At 59.6% G+C, this 24,041-nt stretch carries 23 protein-coding genes; 8 read left to right on the forward strand and 15 right to left on the reverse strand.

Annotation, left to right across the window (positions count from 1 at the left end; genetic code table 11):
• On the forward strand, window positions 1-295 hold a 295-nt coding region (locus VEJ16_00810), incomplete at its 5' end, for an outer membrane beta-barrel protein (protein HYB08192.1).
• A 207-nt stretch (window positions 296-502) separates the two neighbouring features.
• A complete protein-coding gene (locus tag VEJ16_00815) occupies window positions 503-1,888 on the forward strand; it encodes a TIGR03013 family XrtA/PEP-CTERM system glycosyltransferase (protein HYB08193.1) in 1,386 nt (461 codons plus the stop codon).
• A gap of 455 nt (window positions 1,889-2,343) precedes the next feature.
• On the opposite strand, the gene VEJ16_00820 is transcribed toward VEJ16_00815, so the two are convergent.
• Both VEJ16_00820 and VEJ16_00825 read right to left on the reverse strand, forming a co-directional pair.
• Window positions 2,344-3,372, reverse strand: a complete 1,029-nt coding sequence (locus VEJ16_00820; protein ID HYB08194.1) for an NAD-dependent epimerase/dehydratase family protein — start codon at window positions 3,370-3,372, stop codon at window positions 2,344-2,346.
• Between the two features lie 655 nt (window positions 3,373-4,027).
• Window positions 4,028-4,465 carry an organic hydroperoxide resistance protein gene (locus tag VEJ16_00825; protein HYB08195.1) on the reverse strand — a complete coding sequence of 146 codons (438 nt, stop codon included), beginning with the start codon at window positions 4,463-4,465 and terminating at the stop codon, window positions 4,028-4,030.
• 227 nt (window positions 4,466-4,692) lie between these two features.
• Here VEJ16_00825 and VEJ16_00830 point away from each other — a divergent pair, with 227 nt between their 5' ends.
• The gene (locus VEJ16_00830; protein ID HYB08196.1) at window positions 4,693-5,997 is read left to right on the forward strand and encodes an aminotransferase class III-fold pyridoxal phosphate-dependent enzyme; all 1,305 of its coding nucleotides are present in this window, start codon (window positions 4,693-4,695) and stop codon (window positions 5,995-5,997) included.
• A gap of 45 nt (window positions 5,998-6,042) precedes the next feature.
• On the opposite strand, the gene VEJ16_00835 is transcribed toward VEJ16_00830, so the two are convergent.
• Window positions 6,043-6,498, reverse strand: a complete 456-nt coding sequence (locus tag VEJ16_00835; protein ID HYB08197.1) for an SH3 domain-containing protein — start codon at window positions 6,496-6,498, stop codon at window positions 6,043-6,045.
• 146 nt (window positions 6,499-6,644) lie between these two features.
• Window positions 6,645-7,913: a dienelactone hydrolase family protein gene (locus tag VEJ16_00840; GenBank protein ID HYB08198.1), complete on the reverse strand. Its 1,269-nt coding sequence runs from the start codon at window positions 7,911-7,913 to the stop codon at window positions 6,645-6,647.
• 312 nt (window positions 7,914-8,225) lie between these two features.
• On the opposite strand from VEJ16_00840, the gene VEJ16_00845 reads away from it, so the two are divergent.
• The gene (locus VEJ16_00845) at window positions 8,226-10,046 is read left to right on the forward strand and encodes a hypothetical protein (GenBank protein ID HYB08199.1); all 1,821 of its coding nucleotides are present in this window, start codon (window positions 8,226-8,228) and stop codon (window positions 10,044-10,046) included.
• A gap of 44 nt (window positions 10,047-10,090) precedes the next feature.
• Here VEJ16_00845 and VEJ16_00850 read toward each other — a convergent pair whose 3' ends face one another.
• The 5 genes from VEJ16_00850 to VEJ16_00870 all read right to left on the reverse strand — a co-directional run bounded on the left by VEJ16_00850 (window position 10,091) and on the right by VEJ16_00870 (window position 14,467).
• Complete coding sequence (locus tag VEJ16_00850; protein HYB08200.1) at window positions 10,091-10,336, reverse strand: MoaD/ThiS family protein; 246 nt, start codon at window positions 10,334-10,336, stop codon at window positions 10,091-10,093.
• Window positions 10,336-12,609: a xanthine dehydrogenase family protein molybdopterin-binding subunit gene (locus VEJ16_00855; GenBank protein HYB08201.1), complete on the reverse strand. Its 2,274-nt coding sequence runs from the start codon at window positions 12,607-12,609 to the stop codon at window positions 10,336-10,338. Before VEJ16_00855 ends, VEJ16_00850 begins: the two co-directional genes overlap by 1 nt.
• A gap of 3 nt (window positions 12,610-12,612) precedes the next feature.
• Entirely contained in the window at window positions 12,613-13,089 is a 477-nt protein-coding gene (locus VEJ16_00860) for a (2Fe-2S)-binding protein (GenBank protein ID HYB08202.1), read from the reverse strand.
• On the reverse strand, window positions 13,089-13,949 hold the full coding sequence (locus VEJ16_00865; protein ID HYB08203.1) for a xanthine dehydrogenase family protein subunit M: 861 nt from the start codon (window positions 13,947-13,949) through the stop codon (window positions 13,089-13,091). Before VEJ16_00865 ends, VEJ16_00860 begins: the two co-directional genes overlap by 1 nt.
• Before the next feature lie 206 nt (window positions 13,950-14,155).
• Window positions 14,156-14,467, reverse strand: coding sequence for a virulence factor (locus tag VEJ16_00870; protein HYB08204.1), 312 nt, complete (start codon window positions 14,465-14,467; stop codon window positions 14,156-14,158).
• A gap of 227 nt (window positions 14,468-14,694) precedes the next feature.
• Here VEJ16_00870 and VEJ16_00875 point away from each other — a divergent pair, with 227 nt between their 5' ends.
• The 3 genes from VEJ16_00875 (at window position 14,695) to VEJ16_00885 (ending at window position 17,301) form a co-directional block, all read left to right on the forward strand.
• Window positions 14,695-15,474 (forward strand): aldolase, encoded by a 780-nt coding sequence (locus tag VEJ16_00875; protein ID HYB08205.1) that lies wholly within the window; start codon window positions 14,695-14,697, stop codon window positions 15,472-15,474.
• Window positions 15,475-15,639: 165 nt separating this feature from the next.
• Entirely contained in the window at window positions 15,640-16,404 is a 765-nt protein-coding gene (locus VEJ16_00880) for an SDR family oxidoreductase (GenBank protein ID HYB08206.1), read from the forward strand.
• A 399-nt stretch (window positions 16,405-16,803) separates the two neighbouring features.
• Window positions 16,804-17,301, forward strand: a complete 498-nt coding sequence (locus VEJ16_00885; protein ID HYB08207.1) for a PAS domain-containing protein — start codon at window positions 16,804-16,806, stop codon at window positions 17,299-17,301.
• 49 nt (window positions 17,302-17,350) lie between these two features.
• Here VEJ16_00885 and VEJ16_00890 read toward each other — a convergent pair whose 3' ends face one another.
• Window positions 17,351-17,677, reverse strand: coding sequence for a hypothetical protein (locus VEJ16_00890; GenBank protein HYB08208.1), 327 nt, complete (start codon window positions 17,675-17,677; stop codon window positions 17,351-17,353).
• A gap of 292 nt (window positions 17,678-17,969) precedes the next feature.
• Here VEJ16_00890 and VEJ16_00895 point away from each other — a divergent pair, with 292 nt between their 5' ends.
• On the forward strand, window positions 17,970-18,770 hold the full coding sequence (locus tag VEJ16_00895; protein HYB08209.1) for a glucose 1-dehydrogenase: 801 nt from the start codon (window positions 17,970-17,972) through the stop codon (window positions 18,768-18,770).
• 201 nt (window positions 18,771-18,971) lie between these two features.
• Here the strand turns inward: VEJ16_00895 and VEJ16_00900 are convergent, their stop codons facing one another.
• The 5 genes from VEJ16_00900 to VEJ16_00920 form a co-directional block, all read right to left on the reverse strand.
• Window positions 18,972-19,292, reverse strand: a complete 321-nt coding sequence (locus VEJ16_00900; protein ID HYB08210.1) for a hypothetical protein — start codon at window positions 19,290-19,292, stop codon at window positions 18,972-18,974.
• A 121-nt stretch (window positions 19,293-19,413) separates the two neighbouring features.
• Window positions 19,414-20,544, reverse strand: a complete 1,131-nt coding sequence (locus VEJ16_00905) for an FAD-binding oxidoreductase (protein ID HYB08211.1) — start codon at window positions 20,542-20,544, stop codon at window positions 19,414-19,416.
• A 109-nt stretch (window positions 20,545-20,653) separates the two neighbouring features.
• A complete protein-coding gene (locus tag VEJ16_00910; GenBank protein HYB08212.1) occupies window positions 20,654-21,901 on the reverse strand; it encodes a Xaa-Pro peptidase family protein in 1,248 nt (415 codons plus the stop codon).
• A gap of 70 nt (window positions 21,902-21,971) precedes the next feature.
• The gene (locus VEJ16_00915) at window positions 21,972-22,331 is read right to left on the reverse strand and encodes an ethanolamine utilization protein EutQ (protein ID HYB08213.1); all 360 of its coding nucleotides are present in this window, start codon (window positions 22,329-22,331) and stop codon (window positions 21,972-21,974) included.
• 252 nt (window positions 22,332-22,583) lie between these two features.
• A complete protein-coding gene (locus VEJ16_00920; protein ID HYB08214.1) occupies window positions 22,584-23,834 on the reverse strand; it encodes a branched-chain amino acid ABC transporter substrate-binding protein in 1,251 nt (416 codons plus the stop codon).
• Window positions 23,835-24,041: the final 207 nt, after the last annotated feature.

The following is a 24,041-nucleotide window of genomic DNA, read 5'->3' on the forward strand; positions in this document are numbered from 1 at the left end:
CCGCTCGGAAGGGACTGAGACCTTCAGCGCCACCGTGACAGCCGTCCAATTCTCGGCGGATTACCTTCCGGAAAAGGACCTCGCCCTACATGCGGATGCGGAATACACGCGATACGGCTATCAAGGCGCCAGCCGCACGGATCAGGGTCCGGATGCACGAGTCTATGCATACTATTTCATCAACAGATACATAAGTACTGGTCCGGAATTCCGTTACATCGAGCGCTTTTCCGATGACCCGACCGCCCGATTCACGCGATTCGAAATCCTTTATCGCGTGACCGCTCAGTATTGAGTCGCGGTTCGCGCTGACATCACCTTCTTGAAGTCAAAACCGCAAGCCGACGCGGCGGCGCTGCGCCATTGGCGTTTGTTGTGGCATTTGCGGGTGGTAGCCTTGAAATGACGTTGAAAAATCGATCTGACAGTCGGTCAGGCGGACCGCCTGCAGTAGCAGTGTACTTTGACAGAACAGTCGCACCTTGGCGAGACAGTTGGCGACATGATTCGAATTTTCCGCGTTCACGTACCGATCCCACTGTTGGCTTTGGGGCTCGCCGACGGTGCGCTCCTTTATTCCGTCATTGGGTTCAGCTTGGGTCTCTCGCGCGGGCTCGGCGGCATGTTTCCCGCTTTAACGTGGGAGCTTTTCCCGGAAAAGGCCATATTTCTCACGTCAGTATTGGGTTGCGCGTTCATGATGGGGGTTTACAACCGCGAATTCCTGGACAACATCCGGGCACTTGGCAACCGCATTCTGGTAGCGGTTGGATTGTCATTCTTGATGCTAACGGTGATCTTTTACGTCTTGCCGATGAATCGCATTTGGATGAGCGCCTTGCTGCCAGCGATGTTCGCCAGCACATGTTGGCTCCTCGCAAGCCGCTATTATTTCCGAAAATTAGTGAGCTTGGCACTGTTGAGCCCGCGGGTCCTCGTCCTTGGTGCAGGTTCGGTTGCGAGTCGAATCGAGGCCATCGAAATGCTTGCTCGTTCTCATTGTTTCACTTGCGTCGGATTCGTTCCCATTGGCCCGGGGCAACCTTGCGTCGATCGTCAGCGGTTACTCAATGTCGAAGACGTGGGTACCATTTGCGAGGAGCAACGTGTGGATGAAATCGTCGTGGCGCTCGACGAAGGACGGAATGCATTTCCCGTGGAACCTTTGCTCGAATGCGGATTTCGAGGTGTCCGCATTACGATGATGGCGAGTTTTGTCGAGCGCGAGCTCGGTCAGGTCGATATCGATAATCTGGATTCAAACTGGCTGATTTTCTCGGATGGCGGTTCGAGGCGTATCATCGCGCGAATCCTGAAGCGTTGCCTCGACATTGGGTTGAGTGTGGCGCTCCTTGTTTTTACGCTGCCAACCACTTTGGTCGTGGCATTGGCGATCTACCTTGAGGACGGATTACCCATTTTCTATCGCCAGGAGCGGACCGGGCTCCGTGGAAAGACTTTCAGTATGCTGAAGTTCCGCAGTATGTGCCGCGATGCAGAGCGGGACGGGGTCGCCAGGTGGGCGGCGGTAGCCGATCCACGCGTCACCCGCGTGGGAGCCTTCATCAGGAAGGCGCGATTGGACGAGATTCCACAGGTTTGCAACGTTCTAAAAGGCGACATGAGCTTCGTAGGACCGCGACCCGAGCGTCCGTCGCTCATCGAGAGGATCAGCTGCGAGATCCCATATTACAAATACCGACACATGGTGAAGCCCGGAATAACCGGGTGGGCGCAAATCAATTACGGGTATAGCGATTCAATTGCCACTGCGCGCGAGAAGCTGAAATTCGACCTTTATTATGTAAAGAACTTCGGCGTTTTCCTCGACCTCATCATTTTATTGCAGACAGCACGCGTGATTTTGTGGCCGTCGGGTGCTAGGTAGCAATAGCCTTCCAGGGAGGGCCGCGCCGCGGCGGGCGCGCGCGCGTCTGTCGCAGCGCGCCAACGCGGGCAAACGTCCTACAGTGCGAGGTAGATCAGGTACACGCCAGCCCACCCCGCTACGCAAAATATAAAGGTTGCTGCATAGGAGCGCCGGACGCTCCAGCGATGGGGCGTAGTGATACCGAAATCGGCCTCCCGGCGGGTCCCGGCTATCACGTCGTGAACGAGAGTGTTGTCCAATTTCGCTGCCGTTAGACGATGGAATATCGACAACTGTTCGCGAATCTGTGCAGTTCCACTGTACAGAACGAAGGTTAATAGCACGTTAAAGCCGCAAACGCTTAGAAGCTGTTCGGCCTCAACGCGCCCCGAAAACGCCAGCACCAAGTGCGGACGACGTGGTGGGCTGGTGGTTTTCAAGAAATGACAGCTTTGAACTGACCGAAATCGAGGTCAGGTCGACGGAATTCCGAGGGAAAGGCGGGCGGGGACATAAATGCGACGGATCGGATTTGCAGGCGTGCGCGCCTCTGGCCGCGGCATCGATGCCAAAGTGCGGCGCAACCCTTCATCGAGGCTGGTGTTCACCAAAAAACCGAGATGCTGGCCTGCAAAGCTTGGATCCCCGATCGAGGCACGAACATCGCCGACGCGTGTTTCGACATGCACAGCGTCGAGCCTTGTACCGCATTGATCTGCAATACATTTGGCGAGCTGCAGTATTGTAGTCCCTGTGCCGGTGCAGACATTGAGCACCGGGGCGTCGAATGGCATGCGATCCATTGCTAATAAAATCGCGCGAACTGCGTCATCGACATACACGAAATCGCGTGTTTGCCCGCCATCGCCATGGACAGTTACGCCCTTTCCGGCACGAAGCCGTTCGCAAAAGATCGAAATTACGCCGGAATAGGACGACGTTGGGTCCTGTCGAGGCCCGAAGACATTGAAGAATCGCAAACCCGACGTGGGCACGCCGTGAACAATACGTGCGACTCGGGCGTGAAGTTCGCAGCCGAGCTTATCCGCGCCATAGCTCGACAATGGTGAGGGGTGGGTCGATTCGGCAAGGGGTGGGGTCCCGGCAGCCCCATAAACCGCGGCGGATGAGGCATACACGACCGGCGTAGGTGGATCCGTTCTCCGTGCCGCATCCAACACGGCGATGGTACCGGAAAGATTAGACCGATGGGTGCCAACCCAATTGTCGTTGCCGCTTTCAACCGAAGCAATGGCAGCAAGATGGAAACAACCATCTACCCCAATCATCGCGCGACGCACCAGGTGATGGTCGGTGACGTCGCCACGTACGAACGCAGCCTTGGGCGACAGATTCTCGATTCGGCCAGTGGAAAGATTGTCGAGTACGCGAACTCTGTCTCCGCGTGCGAGCAGTGCGTCCACCAAGTGTGATCCGATAAAGCCGCACCCCCCTGTGACCAGCCATTTTCTACGGTCTAGGTTCGGCTTGCCGTGGATCAAAACTGTTGTCCCAATCCCCATCGAAAGTGCCTAGCGCTGTTGTTCAGTCCCACAGTCACCGACGAACAGTCCACGTCGCATCACAGTACTCACGTGAATCTAGGTTATCACCGGTGCCCGTCCGCGATGCCTATCATATTTTGGTGATCGACAAGGTTGTGGGGAGGTTGGCTACGCGGACAAAACGAAGCGTTACGGTGTGTCGAATGAAACCCCGGGTGCCCGGACAAAATGGCGGCATTGCGCGGCAATTTCCGCATAGAAGTTTTCACGCGCTACTGGGTGTTCAGCCTGGTGACGACAGCGATGAGTGCGCTCGGCGGCTCTCCGCTGGCGCTGCAGGCATCAGCTCCTCGGGTGCGGCTTGATCAGGGTTGCAGCACCGGGCGCTTTGGCGATACCCAGATTTGTTCCGCCCCAGACCCCCTAATACCGGCGCCGAGAATGGAGACTATTCAGTAAAATGCAGAAGTCGAAGGATAGCAGTAGCCGCTAGCGTGGTGGATTTGAAGTTCCTGTCATTTTGGCGGCATCTGCGTTCAGGAACTTCAAATCCGAATACCACACTAGATACAATATGTTCCTCGTGTGGCTTTGAATCCGAAATTCGCTCACGGTCTTGCACCCAGATGTGGCGAATTTCGGATTCGCCTCACTAGGCACCAACGACCTCGAGTTGCACGTCGACATTGCCCCGAGTCGCGTGGGAATACGGACAGATTTTCTCGTGAGCTTCCCGAACCAGTGATTCGAGTTCCCCGCGCGCGAAATTTCGGTCCTCAACGCGCATTTTTACAGAGATGCCGAACCCGCCGCCCTCCCGCGGGCCAACCGAAACGGCGCAAGTTACCTTTGCCGTCGTAGCATCTTTCTTGTGTTGCTTCGCGACGAAATCGAGTGCCCCACCAAAACAGGCCGCATAGCCAGTCGCAAAGAGATGCTCAGGCGTGGTGGTATCGGGCTTGCCCGGTCCCCCCATCGCTTTTGGCACGGACAAATTGACCGCCACCGATCTGTCGCTTGTCTCACTATGTCCGTTACGTCCCCCGATGGCAGTAGCCGTTGCCGTGAAAAGCGGATTGATTTTGTCCATGGCGTCACCCGTCCTTATATGGAAAAAGGAAGACCATTCCTCGACCGAATTTATTTGGCATCAAGTCACGATGCGATCAAGGTCTGGGCGGTCATCCGCCACGGCCACCCGCGGCAAGGCTTCGAATAAGTACTCGGGCTCGCATGCCTGCTTGCAAAAAACGGCAGGCGACAGTTGGGCCAAACCTGCATTAGGATCGCCCGAACGGCAAGAGGGGTACTAATGTCATGACCGTTGCAACACAGACCGATTTCGAGACAGCGCTGGTCGAGACCGCGAAGCGGGTTTTGCCCGGGGGAACCTTTGGAAATTTCGCGCCTGACGTCGTGATCCGCGAAGGGCGTGGCGGACGGGTCTGGGACGAAAACGGGAAGGAGTATGTTGACTATCTTCTCGGCTCGGGGCCGATGCTGATCGGGCATGCGCATCCGGAAGTGAACGCGGCGGTCGCGGCACAAGTGCCCCAGGGAACGACCTTCTTCGCCAATAACCGCCACGGCATCAGGCTCGCAGAGGCCATAGTCGACGCAGTTCCATGTGCGGACAAGGTTCGCTTCGTCTGCACCGGCACCGAAGCGGATCTCTATGCCATGCGAGCGGCACGAGCATTCCGCAAGCGCGATAAAATCCTCAAGTTCGAGGGCGGCTATCACGGCATGAGTGATTATTCGCTCATGAGCTTGGCGCCCAAGCGGCCGGGTAACTTTCCTCAGCCGACGCCCGATTCCGCGGGTATTCCGCGGAGTGTGCGCGACGAAGTTCTGGTAGCACCCTTTAACGATCTCGAAACGGTCGCGAGCTTGGTTCGAGAGCATGAGGACGATCTCGCAGGTATCATCGTAGAGCCGTTCCAACGTATCATCCCTCCGAAGCCAGGGTTTCTCGAAGGGCTTCGTAGGATCACCGCGGACCATGGCATCCCGCTCATCTTCGATGAAGTCGTTACGGGCTTCCGGTTCGCTTACGGCGGCGCTCAGGAATACTACGGCGTCACACCCGACATCTGCACACTTGGCAAAGTCATCGGTGGAGGATTCGCGATTGCCGCGATCGCAGGGCGGGAGGACATCATGTGCCACTTTGATCGCAGTATCGTCGGCGACGAGGACTACTTAATGCAAGTTGGCACGCTCTCCGGTAATCCGGTGGCGGCCACGGCTGGACTTGCGACACTGGCGGTCCTCAAACGCCCCGGCGCCTATGATCGGATTTTCGCAACGGGGCGCGAGCTGATGGAAACGCTCGACGAGCTTCTTAAACGCGCCGGTATTCCGGCGCGGGTCGTTGGAGAGCCGCCGTTATTCGACATAGTGTTCAGCGATGGCGACGTCTGGGACTACCGGGGCGCCCTGCGTGGCGATGCAAAATTGCTTCAGCGTTTCAATGGGCTGCTCCGCAATCGCGGCATTCTGAAGGGCGAATCGAAGTATTATGTTTCGCTGGCGCACACTGCCGAAGACATCCGGCATACCCAGGACGCCTGGGCATCGGCGATCGAGGAACTTGTTTCGGATCATGCGGCTCGCCAGTGACGGCAAATTGTCACGGGCGTCCATAGGGGGAGGCCGCCGGTTCGGTCAGTTGACCGGATGGGCCGAGAGATCGATTGCGGCAATGAATCCCCGCGTGCCGCCGACTTCGACCTCGTACCACTGATATCCGTTGACTGCGCCAATAACCTCGCCGACCACGGGGACAGCGCTTTTGGCATGCACGGTGCCTATCGGCCTGCCAGCGAGGCCGGGCGTCTCCCTGAGTTGCAGATTCTTGCGGAGCCAAATCACTCGCGGGGGCGATATCTGTCTGACCTGCTGATAGTGGGCGGAGTGAGGGGGATTTACGGGCGTGACTGTCTCCGAGGTGGCTGGTGCAGCGGGTTGAACCGGGGCACCTGGCGGTGGTCCGACCGGGGTCACTGTCCCCAAAGTTCCCGCCCCTTGGCCGGGCGAAACCGGTGTGACCGATTGTGCCAAGGCAGGTAAGGGCGAAATTGCACCAAGATAACTTGCAACCAGAATCGCCCGGCTGCTCACGCCTAAGACCCGTCCCGACCTCGGAAGAAGGCACATGAGGCGCTTCCCCTCTTTAGCGGTTCGAATTTTCAATAAGAAATCCAGTTTAGCACGGTCGTCGACGGTCCGCCGCTTTCCTGCAAAAGGTGCTGAACCGATTTGAGGTGCTACGTGCGATTTGCCTCGGCAGGTGCTGCGGCTCCGTCGTGCACGGCACTCTCCGCCCACCGTCTCATCAGCTCGTTCGACGGCAAAGTCTCATCGAGCACTTTTCGCGCCGTCTCGCCGCCGGCCGCGGGCACGAGTTTCGGGTCCAGGAGTCCGATCTGCACCAGAACTGACGCCTGATCCCAATAGATGTGTTCATGATAGAGTTTGTCGCCGCGAAAATTCACAATGGCTACGAGCGGCACCTCGACGTATTTGCCGCTCGGCTTTATACCCGGAAGCATCCAGTCGATCTCCCGGTCGTGGGTGAAACAGAAAATCATCTCGTCGACGACCCGGTCGGCGCCCACGGTGCGAGAGATCGGAATGAGTTTGGTGTCGGCAGGGTTCGAGTTGACGAAGTGATGCCGGTAAAAACGCTCGAGGTCCTTGAAGCCGACGCCGCCCGTCATGGTCGGCACATGATTGACGTATGGTTCTGCGACCATCGTGCGCATTGTCGCGTCGACGTCGCGCTCGCCGAACTCAAAATAGGTATGCCGTTCCCAAAGCTGACTGAGATTATAGAGTGGCCCCATGGCCCTGCGGAGCAAGGCTATTGAACGCGAATGCGCCATCATCGCTGAAGGCTTGTGAAAATACGGCCCGCCGGGACGCGCAAAACCATGGTCAGCATCGGCATAAACGTAAATATCGACAGCTGGGCGCTCTTCGAGTGCGCGGCGAATCGCGTCGACCGCCTGGGGCGGATTGTGGCTGTCCTTCTCTCCGAAATGCAGGACCATCGGGCACTCGATCGCGGCCGCATCGCCAAGAAATTTTTCGATTCCCACCCCATAATATGCAACCGCGGCATCGACCCCGATGCGCGCGGCCGCAAGATACGAAAGTAGGCCGCCTAAACAGAATCCAAGCGCCCCAACCCGGCCCGTGCATTCGGGGAGTGCTCGCAATGCGGATACGGTTGCGTCAATGTCGTCGACCGCTCGATCCAAACTGAACTTGCTGTAATACTCGAGTGCCTTTTGGCGATCCGGCTCTGTAGCGCCTAATTCGATACCGGGTGCTAAGCGCCAAAAGAGATCGGGAGCGAGTACGATATAGCCTTCCTCGGCATATCGGTCGGCAACGTCGCGGATGCAGCGGTTGACGCCATAGATTTCGTGGAGAAGCACGATCCCCGGCCCGCTGCCCTCATTCGGCATCGCGAGATAGGCCTTGAAGCTGCCACCGTCGTTGGCTGCCACCGTGACATACCGAGCCGCCATATCCCGCCCTCCCGAGCCCCTGGTTGTGGAGAAAGGCGAGGCTACGATTGCTCTCAGCGGCGAGTCAAATGGCGCATCGAAGTCGCCGGAGGACCCCGGTCATGTTTTGAACGACACAATAGAAAGTGAAAAAGTCCATTAGGAGCAGGTCGTCCCCGTATTGCAACTGATTGCGGTCCATACCCACCCTTGTTAGGCTTTCGGACGCTTCACGCCATGCCCACATTTCGGGGGGATGATCGAATTCGCGCGCAACCGTCGTCGGCGGAGAATCGTCGCACATTTGGCGCAGGCCAGGTGTTTCTCATTGTCATGACCGTATGGGCGCTTGGGATGATTCTGCCCTCGCTCTACAGCGTCGTGCAACCGCTCGCCTCGTTCGGTGTTTCGACGGACAATGATGGCGTCGTTCTCGACGTCGTTGCACCCTTCGAGGATGCGCGTAAATCGCCCGGCGCGATTGCCGGCATTGTACCTGGCGACCGCATAGACCTGCACGTCATGCAATGCTTTGTACCGGCCAGCCGTTCATGCACGAGCGTTGTCGCTCTGCTCGGTGGTCTCGGCGGGATGCAATATTCCTGGCCCGACCGCGAGGTCGATCTGACAATCCTGTCCGCGGGTGGCGGGGCCGCTCGCACCATACATCTACGCGCAGCGCTTGCGCCGCTTTCTTGGGCAGCGCGCCTAGTTTTGTTTGCGGACACCGTCGTCGGCGTCCTCTTCGTCGCCATTGCATTCTGGTTGGTCTGGACGAGGCCCAGCCGAATGACCTGGGGCTTCTTTCTTTATGCGGCTTGGTTCAACCCCGGACAGACTTACGCCTATTACGCTGTACTGCAGGCTTGGCCAGTCGCGGTACTTATTCAGGAGTTCGCGGAGGTACTCGCACAAGGTGCCGCCAACGCCGGCATCCTCGTATTTGCGCTGCGCTTTCCGACCGACGAAGTCAGCCAGGGCTGGAATTGGGCGGAGTGCGCGGTGCCGTGGGTCGGCGCTTTCTTCGCTATACTCATGCTTCTGACATCGGCCAATCTGTTCGGCTTTCCGACCGAGCGCATCACCGACACGGCTTATCTCGGCAATTACGCGGTCGCCGCCGCGGTGATTCTCGTGCTGTTGGTCCGCCGGCGGCATCTGCAGCCGCAGGACGAGCAACGCATGCGGTGGGCGATCGCAGGCTGCGCCATTGGAATGCCGGCCTTCATCTTCGCGGAAATTTGCCAGTCGTCGGGCCTGCTGTACGATCTTTGGGGCGCCACGCTCTCACAGACGACGGTCGGCCTCATCTATTTGCTTCACGGAGTCCTCGCCTATTTCGTCGGTACCGCGGTACGCCGTCGACGTGTGGTGAGCGTTGCAATCCCGCTACGGCACGGCACAATCACCACCGCGCTCATGCTCATACTCGGTGTCCCCATTGTGTACCTCCACGAAACCGTTACGGTGTATCAGGAAAGCCTTCACCTGCCCGTATGGGTCTGGCCGCTCGTCGTCGCACCCCTCGTCCTGTTCATGTTCAACCGCCTTCACGACGCGGCTGTCGAACTCGTAGACCATGCTTTCAACCGCGGCTATCACAGGGCCCGTGACAGCCTCAAGCGGGCCGGACAGGAGATGCGCAACGCCGCCAGCCTCATGGATGTCGACAGGCTGCTGGTTGAGACACCAGCCCGAGTGTTGAAGTTGTCATCCAGCTCGGTCTTCCGCTACGTCGATGGTGCGCTCCGAAGGGCAGATCCGGCGATTGGCTGGGACCACGCCGCGCTTAAGGAATTGCAGCCAGATCACGATGATCTCGTCGCGCTGGCTCTTGCGCGCGACACGCCACTTCGCCTCCGGCGCGGCCAATGGCAACGCCCGGGCCTCCCGCCGGACGATTGCGCACCTTGTCTGATTGTGCCGGTAAGCGGTGGCGCGCGAGAAGGTACTGGCGTGGCACTCTTCGGACCTCATTTGGTTGGCAGTGACATCAACGTGGACGAGCGTGAAATGCTTCACGAACTCGCCACGCATGCCGCTACCGCTTACGATCGTGTGGAAACGGAGTTGCTTCGCCGCGAAGTCCGCGAACTTCGCTCGAAAATTGCAGCAATCGGAGATAGGGCGGTTGCAGGAGAACCGCGTCCATAGGATCGGCTACCGGGACACTCCGTCAGAACTCGACGGCAAATCGGCTAACCGCCAGCCATTCTCGGCAGGATGAAGACCTCGCTGCCCGGTGGAATCGCGCGGAACCAATCGTCGCGGTAGATCTGACCGTCGATCGACACCGCAACACCGCGATCGAGCATCGGCTTGAGCTGCGGATGCTCCTGCCCGAGACGTGATAGGAGCTGGTGAATATTGGCGGCTTCGACCTGGAACTCGCTTTGGCCGCCAACGGCTGACTTGAGTGACCCCGAGAGTGTCACCTGCACCATCAGCGGCGCCCTTTGGCACTTGACTGCGAGTCAATTGCCTTCAGAACGCGAGGTGGGGACATTGGCAGCTCTGTGAGCCGCACGCCGGCCCCTGCCGAGACGGCATTGGCGATGGCCGCCAGAGGCGGCACGATCGACGTCTCGCCCACACCGCGCACGCCGTAGGGATGGCCCGGATTTGGTACCTCGACGATCACCGTGTCGATCATGGGCAGATCCGACGCAACGGGGATGCGGTAATCGAGAAAGCCAGGGTTTTGCAGCCGGCCGTCCTTACCGTATATGTACTCCTCGTTGAGCGCCCAGCCGATGCCCTGCACGGCACCGCCCTGATATTGGCCCTCGACGTAACTTGGGTGAATAGCCTTGCCGGCATCCTGCACGACGGTGTAGCGCTTGATCTGAACCCGTCCTGTCTCGCGGTCGACTTCCGCATCGGTCATATGCACGGCAAAACTGACGCCAGCGCCATCGGCATTCACTTCGTAGTGTCCTGCAATCGGGCCGCCGGTCTTGGCGGCGGTGCGCGCGATCTCCGCGAGGGAGAGCGGTTCGAAATTTCCCGCATTCGGCCCCGAGGGCTTGGCATGGCCGTTTTCCCACACGACCGCATCGGCCGGAATGTCCCAAATCTTCGCGGCACGGGCGCAGAGCTTGGCGATGGCATCGCGGGCGGCCTCGATCGTCGCCAGTCCGGTCGAGAAGGTGACGCGGCTGCCCTCGGAGATGTCGTTGTAGCCGAGCGAGCTGGTATCGGCGACGATGGCCCTCACCTTGTCGTATTCGATCCCAAGCTCCTCCGCGGCGATCAAGCACATCGACGCGCGCGAGCCGCCGATATCCGGGGTGCCAACCGCAAGCACGACCGTACCGTCGACGTTGACGTTGAGCGATACGCATGTCTGGCCGCCGAAATTGAACCAAAAGCCAGCGGCGATACCGCGCCCTTGGCTCGGCCCGAGGGGAGCTTTGTAATGCGGGTGCTTACGGGCCGCTTCGAGGCACGGGATCAGGCCGATCCGGTTGTATTTCGGACCGTAAGATGACCGTGTGCCCTCCCTGGCGGCATTCTTGAGACGAAGTTCAATCGGGTCCATCCCGATCTTTTTCGCGAGCTCATCCAGCACGCTTTCGACTGCGAATGCCACCATCGGTGCACCGGGCGCTCGATATGCCGCTTGCTTCGGCCGGTTGGTGACGACGTCATAGCCGACCGCCTTCACGTGCTCGAGGTCGTAGCAAGCGAAGGCGGACATCGCGCCAAGCGACACCGGCGATCCCGCAAAGGCGCCACCCTGAAAACGTATATCGGCACGCGCGCCCGCGATTCGCCCGTCCTTCTTCACGCCGATCTTGACCGTGATACTCGAACTCGACGTCGGTCCGGAGGCGCGGAAGACTTCCTCGCGAGACATGACGATCTTCACGGGCTTTCCGGCCTTGCGCGAAAGTGCCAACGCTACCGGCTCGATAAACACCGTCGTCTTGCCGCCAAACCCGCCGCCGATCTCCGAGGCCGTCACACGCAGCTTCGACACGTCCATGCCGAGGAGTTCCGCGCAGGTATTGCGCACCATGAAGTGCCCTTGGGTGCAGACCCAAAGCTCGCCCTGGCCATCGCTGCCCACGCTTGCTAGACAGGCGTGGGGTTCGATGTATCCCTGATGCGTGGCCTCGGTTTTGAACGTGCGCTCGACGATGACGTCCGCCGCTTTGAATCCTACTTCTGGGTCGCCATGGCCGAATTCGTGGCGGGCTGCAATATTGGACGCCTTCTTCGGCGCCGGATCGACGTTGGCCGTGATCATGTCGCTATGCAGGATCGGCGCGCCCGGCTTCATCGCCTCGTCGACGTCCGTGACGTGCGGCAAGATCTCGTAGTCGACCTCGATGAGCTGGAGCGCCTTGCGCGCGATGGATTGTGTGGTTGCGGCCACCGCCGCGACGGCATGCCCGTCATAGAGCGCTTTGCCCCGCGCCATGACGTTGTGAAGCACGTCGCGCAGGCTTGGGTCGCTGTCGCGAAAATCTTCGGCCGTCACGATCGCTTTGACGCCTGAGAGCTTGGCGGCCTTCGCCGTATTGATGCGACGAATTCGGGCGTGGGCGTGCGGACTGCGCAAAATCCGGCCGACCAGCATGCCCGGCGCATTTGCGTCGGCGCCGAATTTGGCGCGACCGGTCACCTTCTCGAGTCCGTCCGGCCGCAACGGCCGCGTGCCGACCATCTTGAACTTGTGCGTCGCAGGGTCCAAGCGTGCATCGAGTGGCATGGTTCAGCCCTTTCTCATCTCGGCGGCGGCAGCCTGGACTGCCCGCACGATCTTGTCATAACCGGTGCATCGGCAGAGATTACCGGCCAGGCCGAAGCGGATTTCCATTTCCGTCGGATTTGGGTTGCGGTCGAGAAGCGCCTTGGCCGCAACGAGAAAGCCCGGCGTGCAAACCCCACATTGCAATGCGGCGAACTCAAGGAATTTATCCTGAAGCGGGTGAAGTCTTTCGCCATTTGCTATGCCCTCGACAGTGCCAATCTTTCGGCCGGCCGCTTCGGCCCCGAGCACCAGGCAAGAACAGACGAGGCGGCCGTCCAACATGACACTGCAAGCACCGCAATCGCCGGTTCCGCACCCTTCCTTGCTCCCGGTCAGGCCGAGCCGGTTTCGCAGCACGTCGAGTAACGTCTCGTCCGGCTCGCAAACGTAGTCGACGGCGTCGCCGTTTATTGTTGTTGAAACGTGGATTTGCGGCATTATTTCCCCCTTGCGCGCTGCAGTGCCGTTACCGCTGCCCGGCGCGCCAGAACGCCAGCGACCTTGATGCGGAATTCCTTAGTGCCGCGCTTGTCGTCGATTGGCCGGCAGGCAGCCGACGCGGCGGCGGCGAGGCGGCCGAGCGCCTCGGCGTCGACCTTGGTGCCGATCAGCGCCTTGGCCGCCTCGGGGACAAGGATCACGCGCTCGGCGACGGCACCGAGGGCAACCCGTGCGGCTGTGCAAACGCCCTTACTGTCGAGTGTCAAGCTCACGCCGACCCCAACGACGGCGATGTCCATTTCGGTGCGGGGAATAAAACGCAAATAGGCATCGCCCGAGCGCGACGGCCGTTTGGGCAGCAGGATCGCCTCGACGATTTCGCCCTTCTTGAGGGAGGTTTTGCCGGGGGCGGTCGCGACTTTTTCGACCGGCACCACGCGCTTGCCCCGCGGCCCGGCTATGGCCGCCGAGGCGCCAGCTGCGACCAATGCGGGAACGCTATCGGCGGCGGGAGAGGCGTTGCACAGATTGCCGACAATTGTCGCGCGCCCCTGGATCTGGACCGAACCGATCAGGTTCGCCGCCTCGACCACGCCAGGCCAAGCCTTACGAAGCGCTCTGTGCTCGCCAAGCTCAGCGCCGGGGACGGCGGCACCGATCCGGAACCCTCCCCCGTTCGCCGTGACTGTCCGCATGCTCGGTATGCGCTTCACATCGACGATAAGGTCGGGTGCGATCCTGTCTGTGCGCATCTGAACGAGTAAGTCGGTCCCGCCGGCTAATACGCGGGCAAGGCCGCCTTTGCCAGAAAGGAGTTTCACCGCGGCGTTGATCGTAGTCGGTGCTTCGTATCGCATGATTTGCATTTCACGGTTGTGTGGAACAAATCGTGGGCGCCGAACGCGTCCTCCCGTCGCCAAGATTAGAGCGATTCGAGTTCAAGCGCACCCAAATATTGCCGCGCATGAGCGATGCGTGGCGCGCAATCCAAACCAGGTTCGAAGCATATTTGTCAAGGTTTCCGGCCGAATCCAACAGCCTCCGACACCGCGTGATCGACGCATCAAGTTTCGTTCGGCCGCTCGAAGCCACCGGAGAGCACCAACGTCTCGATACGCTCTACGTCATAGCTATCGATAATCTGGGCCACCGCTGCCTCTGCTTCCGTCGCCAAGTCGTCACCGCACGGCTCGGGTTCGCCGCGCCGCCATTCCTTTAGATAGGCGTCCGAGTCGCGTGCGCCGACGCGCATTGCCGTGCGGTCGATAGCCTGGATAAATCGCTCGGGCAACTCCCTCCGTTCGCTCTCCCGCCCTTTTTTGACGATAACCTGCGCCGGAATGTCCCGCCAATAGACGACGATCCGCTGTCCCATGCCGTGAGCCATCCTGATTGTGTTTCGTGTGCGCGTTCGGGCCGACGCGGCGGTGTCGAGCCAACGAACCCAATTTCGTCAAAGACATTACACGATCGGCAGCAGCTCTTGCGAGTGGCAAGGCCGCGCCGCTGCGGCATATGTTTAGGTAAGGTGCCGAAGCCACACTCTTGCCGTGCGGCACGCTTGTGATAAGCTTCGCCGCCCGCTTCGTCAGGAGGTGGAAAATGCAGTTGGTATCGACAGTAACCTCAAGTGTGAAGCCTGCCGCTGCCGAATGGCAGGCGCGTGTCGATCTTGCAGCCGCCCATCGCATGGCGGTTATCCACGGCTTCAACGAAGGTATCTTCAATCACTTTACGCTTGCCGTACCTGGTAAGTCAGACCGTTTCTACCTCATCCCCTTCGGGCTCTACTGGTCCGAGGTGGCCGCAAGCTCCTTCATGGAGGTCAGCTACGACGGCCGCCTACTCAGTGGCGCTGGCGAAGTCGAGCGCTCGGCGTTTTGCATTCACGCACCAATCCATCGCCTGAGCCCAGGTGCCGCCTGCGTTCTGCACACCCATATGCCTTACGCGAGTGCCTTGACGCGGCTCGAAGATCCGCACATCGCGGCAATCGGGCAAACCGAAGCCGCTTTCCTCAACATCACGGCCTACGATCAGGACTATACCGGCCTTGCTTACGATCCGGCCGAAGGAGAGCGTCTTTCGTCCGTGCTCGGCGAAAAGAAGGTCCTCTTCATGGCCAACCACGGGGTACTTGTCGTCGGCGAAACCGTGGCCGAGGCCTATGACCGGCTCTTTTACCTTGAGCGTGCCTGCCAGGTTCAACTCTACGCGATGTGGACCGGAAGGCCGCTGAAGCCTCTGTCGGACGTCGCAACGGCGCGCCTCAAGGAACAATATTCCGACCGGTATTTCTACGGTGGGAAGTCGTCGGCCGATCATCACTTCGATGCACTGAAGCGGGTACTCGACCGCCGAGAGCCTGATTATCGGGATTGACCGACCCGCTTGCCCCACCCTCGGTAGAACGTGAGGCTGGCCAACACGGGCGCCGGGTTCGCAGGCCGATTCGGTTTGACTGGTTGCAATCCGTGATAATGGCACCAAGGGGGCCCGTCGGGTGCATAGCGTCGACGCGTAATTCCAGCATCGGGAGGGTGTGGAATGAAAGCCTTCGACGGCAAAGTGGTTTGGATGACCGGTGCTGGCACCGGTATCGGCCGGGCAGGCGCTTTGATGTTCGCGAGGGAAGGGGCATCCGTTGTCCTGATCGGCAGGCGGCGCGATATGCTCGAGGGTGTCGCCACGGAAATTCGAGCGTTTGGCGGATCGTGTTTGATCGAACCGCTCGACGTCTCGGACCGGGAAAACGTGCGGAAAGCCGCCACACGTTTGCTCGATCGTTTCGAACGTATCGATATTCTCGTGAACAACGCCGGGATCAACGTCGTTACGCGCCGACTGGAGGAAGTGAGTGCCGAGGACTGGGACCAGGTATTGGCCGTCAATCTCACCGGCGCCTTCAACATGTTTCAGGCGGCAATGCCCGCAATGCGCGCGCAGGCTGACGGGTTGATCATCAATGTAGCGTCGACTGCAGCCCGCCGCGCGAGCGGCGTTGCCGGCGTCGCCTACACCGCCGCCAAATTCGGGATGCTCGGGATGAGTCTTTCGCTGACGCAGGAGGCGTGGAAATTCGGCATAAGGGCGTGCTGCATATGCCCTGACGACGTCAATACGCCGATCATGGCGCGGCGAAAGATCAAGTACCCGCCCGAAGTGCTCGTACAGTTCATCCAGCCTGAAGATCTCGCCGACACAATGCGTTATATTGCGCTCATGCCCAAGCGCACTTCGATTCCTGAAATCGTCGTCTATCCGACGAATATTCGCCCCTATACGCCCGCGGAGACGGGGATTCCCGGTTAACCTTCGTGTGATCCATCTGGCAAGGGGCGTTGGAAGGGAAGTTGCCGCCTCCATTCTGCGCTCAACACGCCTCGGAATCGGCCAACACCAAATTCCCTAAGTCATACGAATTGAATTCTTCGCTTTTATGGACTATCGCGCAGCCCGATGCGAGTGCTCGAGGATTTCGTGCCTTGATCGGCTAAGGGCGCTCAAGGTTATTCTCGGTACATTCTGCTCCGATTGAAGTCGACTCAGACCCCCCGGCGTTGGGCATTTAAGTAACTGATAAAGGCCGATAAATTCCCGACGGCGCCGGCTACCGACCACCTCCGGATCCTCTGTTTCACCGTTTGTTTGCAAATGACTGCTAGAGCTGAATATTTGCGCCCTTCCCGCGGCCGGAGATCGTCCATCGTAATGAATAAATTTGTCGGGGAAACATTGCCGATCGGCGATCTGTTGGACCCAGCATTGGGCCAAGCTCTCGCCTATTGGGACAGCCTGCGAAGTGAGCGGCCATTCCCGTCCCGCAACGACATATCTCCAAGCGGAATGAAATCGTTCCTTCGGCATGTCATGCTCATCGACGTATCCTATGACCCGCTCGATTTCGTTTATCGTGTATTTGGCACCGCCATTGCGGCTGCGCATAAGGAAGACTATACGGGACGCTCCGCCCGCGAGCTGGAACCGAAGGCATTCTCCGACTTGATTTGGCAGCAATATTGCGAGGCGTTAGAGTGTCGCGCCCCGATACTCCACAGCGTCCTATTCGTTACGGCGGATCATTGCTCGAAATACCATAGACTCATTCTGCCGCTCTCACGTGACGGCGCAAAGATCGACAAACTGCTCGCGGTTTCAGTGGAGGACGGAAAATTCTGGGACGCGGTCGCCGGCGATCATCGCGAGTAGGCCCGCACATGGGACCTCGCCGTCGTCTCCTTGCCAGCATTGCGTGAAACTACGGCTCGTCGATCGGTAAATGGCAAGATTCTACGCTCTCTCCCAATTTCAATACGACGAGACCGACGAAATACCGCAATACGAATCCAGCATCGGCGCCGGTCATTTTCGCGACGAGATCGGCGCGTGGCCATTCGCGCACGATGCGCTGCGAAGGTGGTGTCAGCGTCACAACGCTCTTGAATCGCCCTTTGTGTCTTATTGTCAGCGGTCGGGACCGCACCAATTCCCACGCCTTGTGCTCGCCGGCCCGAATCTGGCGGGCGAGCAAGGTCCCGAAGCCCGCGGGCGTCACGCCCTCGCGAAGATGCAGGAGCGCTTTCATCCATCGCAAGCATCCAGCCTTGCGCGAAGCGAGTCAAGGAACAGCGTTGCGTGGGGCGTGGCGAACGATTGCTGTTATCCGGATTATTTAGGCTGTATCGTCGTTTAGGGGTGGAGCCAGTCTAGTCAGCCCGAGACTGCCTCTGCTGCCCGTTCACGCGTGCATGAAAGCCGAATCGAGCCCTTAACCGGCCACATGACCCGTTGTTATATCTTCCGGCCGAATGTATTTCGCGATAGGGCGGGAACGACGACCGGCGTCGAAAATCGACAAACAGCTTTTGGAGGACTCGATGCGTCTCAAAAATAAGGTTGCGGTGATTACCGGAGGTGCCAACGGGATTGGGCGCGCTACGGCAATGGTGTTTGCACAGGAAGGGGCCAAAGTCGCGATCGCGGACGTGATGGATGGTTCGCCCGTTGTCGATGCCATTCATCAAGCGGGGGGCGAGGCGTTTTATCGCCGAACCGACGTGGCGAAATCCGCGGACGTCGAGCAAGTGATCGACGCTGCGGTAAATCGCTGGGGCGGGCTCGACATTATTTTCAACAACGCCGGCATTGCCATGGCGAAGCCGATAACGGAGGTGTCTGAGGAGGAGTTCGACCGGCTTTTCGCGATAAACGTCAAAGGCGTTTATCTGGGCTGCAGGCTCGCCCTTCCCCACATGCTTAGCCGCGGCAAGGGCTCGATCATCAACATGTCGTCAAGTGGCGGCCTCTTGGCGCGCGCAAGCGATCCAGCCTACAGCGCCTCCAAACACGCGGTGATGGGCCTGACCAAGGCGCTTGCCGTCTCATACGCGCACATGAACATTCGCGTGAATGCAATTTGCCCCGGCCCCATCGAAACCTCGATGCTGTGGGGAACGGCCCGGACACCAGAAGAGCGGCGCGCCCGTCTGCCCGCGATTCTTGCCACCTGCCCGGCGGCGCGCTCCGCAACTGCCGAGGATGTGGCAAATGCTGCCCTCTATCTGGCCTCGGACGAATCTGCATTCGTCAACGGCGTCGGGTTGGCGATCGATGGGGGTAAGGCGGCAGGCGTCATGCCGCTCGACCGCTATCGTCTCGATTTCGAAATCCACACCTAGTGCGGTGGATTTGAAGTCCCTTTGATTTTGCCGACCGCCGCGTTCAGGAACTTCAAATCCGAAGATCGCACTCGACACAAAACACTGCTCGTGTGGCCTTGGATCCGAAACTCGCTCACGTTCCCGTACCCAGGTTGGGCGATTTTCGGATTCGCCAAAGTAACGCCGATCGTCGAATTCGTCGCGCGGCCGGTATTGCACCTATTTCATTCCAAGTTGACTTTTCGCGGTCTCAAGATCCTCGAGCTTTCTCGACGCTTCGTCGAACGCTTTCTTGGCTTCGTTTCTTTTCGCTTCCATTAAAGCTGCTTCGGATTGCAATCGCGCCATTTCCTCGCCGATAAAATGTGCGGGATGCTCGATCCTTTGAACCATATCGCTGAATGACTTGACTGATTTGACCGCGGTTTCCCAGGCCGCTTGGGCCTCCTCGAACTTGGTGCGCAAATGCTGGACACGATCCGAAGTCTCCTCCAGCTCACGGAGGAGCCTGAGTGACCAGATTTCCTTTTCACCCGCCAACTTCGCCCCCTTTCCCCGCGACTGCCATAAAGGTGGTTGATCCGACGCAATCGTTTGCAGTGAATATCTGCATAAATACCAACGCCGGCATGCGGCATGAGATATCAATGGCGCAGCCGGCCTAGGCCCAGAGCCGCGCTGGCCCGAGATCGTTCTCGCCGATACCGTATCCCTTCACGGCATCGGGCAAGCCCAGGCCGGCCGCCAATGACGCGGCTGTCAGGCCCATGGCATAGGATGTCTGGATGCCGTAGCCGCCCTGGCCCGCAAGCCAAAAGAACCCCTCGGCGTCGGGGGCGAAGCCAACCACGGGGTTCTTGTCTTGAACGAAACTTCGCAGGCCGGCCCAACGTCTGAGGATGCGGCCCACCTTGAGAGTTGAAGCCTTCTCGATGCGGTCGACCACGAGGGCAACGTCGAGTTCGTCTGGCTGGATATCCTGCGGCTCGACAGGCGTCTCGTCGGCAGGCGAGGCGAGTACGCGCCCTGACTCGGGCTTGAAATAGAATTGCTCCGCGCAATCGGCGGCAACTGGGGATTTGGCGAAGTTGGTTCCGTGAGGCGCATCGAAGATAATCACGGTGCGGCGTTTCGGTTGGAGTCCGATTCTGCGCACACCGGCCAAATCTGCAATCACGTCGGCCCAGGCGCCGGCTGCGTCGATTACGACCGGTGCCGCGAAGGCGCCGGCCCTCGTTTCGCACAACCACTTCCCGTTCTTGCGCCCGAACGCCGTCACCTCCGCGTTCGTTACGATGGTCGCACCTTTGGCGCGCGAACCGCGCAGGTAACCTTGGTGGATTGCGTTGACATCCATGTCCATGACGCTCGGATCGTGCGCTGCCGCCGCGACGTAACTCTTCTTTAGGACGGGACAGAGCGCGAGGGCGGCATCGACACTGACGAGCTTGATGCTGTCCGAAAGCTCCGAAAGTTCCTTGACAAGTTCCTCAAGGAATTCGCGTTGATCCGCGCGTGCTACGAAGAGAGCACCGCGTGGGTGCATGAGCGGCGTGCTCGCAAAGCCATCTGGTGGCCTGCGTAGAAAGTCGCCACTTGCCATCGTCATAACGCGCATAAGGCGCGGGCCGTAGCTCTCGGCAAACACGGCCGCAGAGCGTCCGGTGCTATGGTAGCCGGGTTGATCCTCCCGTTCGAGAATGATTACTGTTCCGCGCGGCGCTAGGTGGTAGGCGACGGAGGCGCCCGCAATACCGCTTCCCACGATGAGATAGTCACACTCGCGCGTCATTACTTACCTCCGCCGCGCCGCGGCACGGATAGATTATCTCGCCGATTGGGTGCAACAGCATGGATTTGAGACGCAATCCGCTCGACCTTCGATCGGCGACACCAGGCGGTCACCGCAGCAGCGCCGCCTCGAACGGGTATTTGGACAAGAGCTCGCAGCCCGTCTTCGTCACGAGAACCTGATGCTCGAGCTTCACTCCTTCCTTTCCCCCGACGGCACCCACGTAACTCTCGATGCACAAAGTCATGTTCTCCTCGATGACACCGTCAAAGCCTGCCCGGTTGAAATCGTGCCGGTGGTAGATCGACGGGTATTCATCGCAGAGGCCGATCCCGTGCGCCAGGAGCATGTAACGGTTCGGCACATATTCGTCCGCCTGTCGGTAAGCCTTCTCCGCCATTTCCCTGAATGTCACGCCGGCCTTCACAAGCGTCATGTTGTGTTCAATCTCCTCGTAGGCGCGCCTATATAGCTCGCGCTGATACTGGCTCGGCGTACCGGGCCCACAGAAGAACGTGCGCGATACGTCCGCACAATAGCCGAACGGCCCGACCATGTCGGCGTCGAAGGCGACAAGGTCGCCGGGTCTAATCCTGCGCTCACTGCTCTCTTGATACCACGGATTGGTTCGGTCGCCAGACGACAGCATGCGCGCGTCAAGCCACTCCCCTCCCATGGCAATGTTTGTCTGGTAAAGGATCGACCAAAGCTCGTTTTCCGTCATGCCGGGTTTCAAGGCTTCGTTCATGCGGGCCATCGCGATGTCCGCGACGGCGAGCGAGACATTCATGCATAGAATCTCTTCCGGCGATTTGATCGAGCGCGCAAGCTCGATCGGCTCCTGTGCATCGCAAAGCTCGATGCCATGCCGCGCAAGGACAGCGGCGCAAGGGGGGTCGCATCGGTCGACCGCCAGCCGCTTATTGCCGGCCGCAGCTCGGTGAAAGAGGTCGGCGATTTCGGCAGCCCACGTGCGGATGCTATCCGTGAGCCGCGGTCCACTGAAGAAAAAGCTGAAGCCGACCGCAGGCCGTACTTCCGTGATGGTTTCGAGGCCCTGGGCCACGTGGTGACAGGCCTCTGCATCGAACAGCACGACAGGCCCCTCTGCCGCGACAAAGAGATATCGCCCCGGCGTGTGCGTCTGGAACATTGAATAGTTGCGGCTACCGCTTGCATAACGAATGTTGACGGGATCGACGAGCAGGCAAGCCGCATAGTCACGCGCTTTGAGCTGCTCGCGGAGGCGCCCGAGCCGATAGCCGCGCAATCGCACCATGTCGAGCGAGGCCTCCGTGTCGCTGATCGAGGTGACCGGCGTCCTGTGCGCGACTGAAGACGGATTATCGTTGCCCATTGGCGTGCTCCCTGTGTCGGCGGGCGGGAACCTCAACTATGATCTTGCGGCTGCGAGTCCCGGTGGCTGTTCAAGCCTTCTTTTCGAGCCGCTCGCGCCAATCCGCCGGATAGACCGAGAAGACAACCCGAGCGCGCTCTTTTGCCCGGTAGACGAGCCAGGTCCCCTCCGGCAACCAGATTCCTGTGCCCGGCGTGAGGATGAAATCTCCCTTTTTTGTCTCGATCGTTAGCGTCCCCTCGAGGCAATAGAAATACTCGTCGTACTTGACGGTCCATTCCATCGCGCAGTTCTCGAACGTCGCAACACCCGCGCTGAGCGACCTACTGATGTCTGTGCCGACGTCGCGCCCAATCTCGATATGGCCCTCGATACCCTCAATTGGCTCGAATTTCCGGGCATTCGGCTTGATCAGCTTAATTCCGCTCATTGCAATGCCACCCCCAATGTGTCCGGCTGGAAAACCTCTCATCAAGGGCCTTGGCAACCATCGCCAAGGCAAGAATTGCATCAGCCCCAAAATGCTCCCTTTGGCCGATCGCCTCGTTCCGAGCCGATTGGAGCAATCTCGCAATACAAACCCTCGCCCTCCCCTACCTGCCGAATGCAGGGGAGGGAAGGGCGAGGAAATTGCCTGCCGATTTTCCGACGACGGCGCAGAGACGTCGCCGTCAATGAATAGTTACGGCCAAATCTTCTTCGGGTTCGTGCCGATCTTGAAAGTCTTGGCGTCGGCATTCGTGTATTCATAGACCGCCGGCTTGAACTTACCGCACTCGCCGTGCGCGTCGCACGCGATCGGACCCGAAACGCCATCGAACGAGGTTGCAAAGACCGCGTCCCGTAGGGCTTTCCGGCCGATATACAGCGAGCCATCCTTATCGACGGCGACTTTTTGGATCGCCTTCATCAGCAGCTGCGCTGCGTCGTAGGCTTGGCCGTGGAAGCCGGAGATCGGTCCCTCGCCATAGGCTTTCTTGTATGCCTCGATGAACTTGGGATATCCCTTGCCCATCGCCTCGTCGGATACGTCGGGATAGGCGATGCGGAAACCGACGACCGACGGCCCCGCCGCCGTGATCATCTCGGGCGCCATCAACGAGCCGCCGCCGATGAGAGGAATCTTATCGAGGCCGGGCGTTTCTTTCGCCTGGCGCAGAAGCTGTGCCGCACCCGCGACGAAGACCGGAAAGTAAATTGCGTCCGGCTTCTCGGTCGCGATACGGGTGAGAAGCGGATGCATGTCGACATCGGTCGGCGCAATTGCCTCCTGCGACAGCACCGTACCACCCAACTTCGTGAAGTTCGTCGCCGTCACGACGGTAAGTTGCTGTGCGTATGGGCTGCCGTCGTGGACCGTCACGATCTTTTTCACCTTGAGCGCGTCGAACATGTACTTCGCGTCGGCCGCACCCTGCTCGATGTCGCTGTAGATGGTGCGCACGAAGCCGTCATACTCGGGCTTGCGGTCGGCGGCCGTAAGCGAGGGTGCCGAACATGCCGTGCCGAGCTCAACGATACCCTGCTTCCACAGAATCGGTGCCGCCGGCGTGCAGACGCTCGAGCAGGCCGAGCCGAGTACGGCCACGATCGACGGCGTGGCCGCGAGCTTCGTTGCCGCCGTCTGGCCCCCTTCGGCGTTGCACTGGTCGTCCTCGACGAGGAATCGGATCGGATGGCCGAGAATCTTCTCGCCCACTTCCTTGAAGGCAATTTCAGCACCGCGCTTCGAGTCCGTGCCGAGTGCCGTATCGGGCCCGGAGATGACCCACATGCCGCCGATCACGATCGGGGCACCCTTTTGGACGGTAACGACGCCAATCGGATCGGTGACTGGCCCAGCGGTTGCGGCCCAGCCGGGTGCGGTCATGCACACAAGTACGGCCGCCGCCAGCGAGAGTCGCTTCAATCCAGCTCGAGTGACGTATTTCATGACGCAGACCTCCTGTTCCAGGATTGTGGTCCTTTCGAAGTTGTCTGACGGCGGTCGAGGACGCATCGACGCCGTCCCGCGCGAAATGCAATTTGGCGTCCTAATTATTTAGCGATCAATGGCTCTGCAATTGCCCCGAACGGGCACACCAACCAACTGCTTCGCCACTTGGCGCTTACTTGTCATTGTGCCCGATTGCCCTCCCCC

This window comes from Alphaproteobacteria bacterium (assembly GCA_035625915.1).
Classification (GTDB): Bacteria; Pseudomonadota; Alphaproteobacteria; order JACZXZ01; family JACZXZ01; genus DATDHA01.